The organism is Streptomyces sp. NPDC005070 (assembly GCF_053600395.1).
In genome coordinates this window covers 1-1,786 of sequence record NZ_JBSFZS010000439.1, presented here as the reverse complement: position 1 = coordinate 1,786, position 1,786 = coordinate 1, and the positions used below count along the sequence as shown (strand labels likewise).

Annotated in this window: 2 protein-coding genes and 1 pseudogene; all 3 read left to right on the top strand. The window is 69.3% G+C overall.

Annotated features, from left to right (window positions below; genetic code table 11):
• Positions 1-332, top strand: a pseudogene (locus ACWEBX_RS40010) (SAM-dependent methyltransferase); the annotation flags it as partial.
• A 247-nt stretch (positions 333-579) separates the two neighbouring features.
• Positions 580-1,596 (top strand): GlxA family transcriptional regulator, encoded by a 1,017-nt coding sequence (locus tag ACWEBX_RS40005; RefSeq protein WP_451889618.1) that lies wholly within the window; start codon positions 580-582, stop codon positions 1,594-1,596.
• Positions 1,593-1,786, top strand: a 194-nt coding sequence (locus tag ACWEBX_RS40000) for a thiamine pyrophosphate-binding protein (protein ID WP_451889617.1), incomplete at its 3' end; no start/stop codon positions are given. The genes ACWEBX_RS40005 and ACWEBX_RS40000, both read left to right, overlap by 4 nt.

Genomic DNA, 1,786 nt, shown 5'->3' with positions numbered 1-1,786 from the left:
TCTCCAGGACGAGCTGGAGCGAGATCAGGTTCAGGTCGGAGTACAGATACGCGGTGCCGGGCGCGCTGGCGGGCTTCTCGTCCCAGATGAGCTGGGCCGAGCAGGTGCGTGCCCTGGCGCCAGGGGGCCTGCTCCTGGCCTCGTTCTTCGGGACCGAGGGGGTGGAGCCGGTCCGCTTCGATCACAAGGTGGCGCCCGCCTACAGCTGGCCGGTCGACCGGTTCGCCGGGCTGCTGACCGGGGCCGGGCTCGTCGTGGTCGCCGAGTTGCGCCACGACCCGGCCTCCGAACGGGGCTTCCTCGACGCCCACTTGCTGGCCCGCAGGCCCTAGAGCGCGCGCTCGGTGCCCGGATGCCCCGCGCTTCGGGACGCCCTGTGGGTCGGGTCTTCGGGACGCCCTGTGGGTCGGCCGGGGTGACCATCGCGTGCCTGTGAGTTACCTCACCCGCCAGGGTCGGCGGCCGTACGCGAACCGCCTGGCCAGCAGCCCGTAACTCCTCTCAGGCTGCCTTCTGTTGGCCGGATGCGTCAGTGAACTGTCATTGCAGTCAGTCGGAGATCCGATACAGGCTGTGACCGTGGCAGAGCGACGTGTACTTGTGGTGGTGTACGAGGGGGCCATGGCGCTGGACATCACCGGACCGATCGAAGTGTTCGACATCGCCAACCGGCTCCTCGACCCGGGAGCCGCCCCCTACCGGATCGAGCTGGTCTCCTCGGACGCGCCACTGGTGCGTACGAGTTCAGGGGTGAGCGTGGCGGCCATGCCGCTGGAGGCGGGGCAGGGCCCCGTCGACACGCTCCTCGTGCCAGGGGGATGGAGTGTGGGCGAGGCGCTGCAGGACCGGGCGCTGATCTCGTGGATCGGCACGGCGGCGGCGCGGTCGCGCAGAATCGCCTCCGTATGCGGCGGATCCTTTCTGCTGGCCGAGGCGGGCCTGCTGGACGGCAGACGCGCTACCACGCACTGGGCGTACAGCGAGACGATGGCCTGCCGCTATCCGGCGGTGACGGTGGATGCCGAACCGATCTTCCTCTGGGACGGACCCTTCGTCACCTCGGCGGGCGTGTCGACCGGGATCGACATGGCGCTGGCCCTGGTGGAAGCCGATCACGGAGCGGCGCTCGCCCTGGAGACGGCACGGTTTCTGGTGCTGTTCCTCAAGCGGCACGGAGGGCAGTCCCAGTTCAGCGCGTTGCTGGACGCCCAGTTGGCGGACCATCCGCCGATCCGGACGGCACAGGAATGGATTCTGGAGAACCTCCACAACCCCTTACCCGTGGCCGAGATGGCCGAGCGGGCCAACATGAGCCCGCGCAACTTCGCCCGGGTCTTCCGGCGCGAGGTGGGCACGACTCCCGGGCAGTATGTCCAGCGCACCCGGATCGCCCGCGCCCGCGAGTTGCTGGAGACGACCGATCTGCCGATCAGCCAGATAGCGGGCCGCTGTGGATTCGGTGCCCCCGAGACCTTCTTCCGTTCCTTCGGGCGAACGCTGGGCGTCACCCCGAAGGAGTACCGGCACCGTTTTCAGGTCATCACCTCGTCCGGTCTCGTCGACCGGCGCCACGAGAAGGACGGGAGCCCCGTATGACCACCGCGGCGGACGTGCCGGAAACCGGGACGGTACGCATGGTCGACTACCTGGCCGGTGAGCTCGCCCGGGCCGGGGTCACCCACCTGTTCGGTGTCGGTGGCGCGAACATCGAGGACCTGTACGACGCCGTGCACCGCGGTGGAGCCGTCCGCGGTGTGGTCGCCAAGCACGAGTTCTCCGCCGTCAC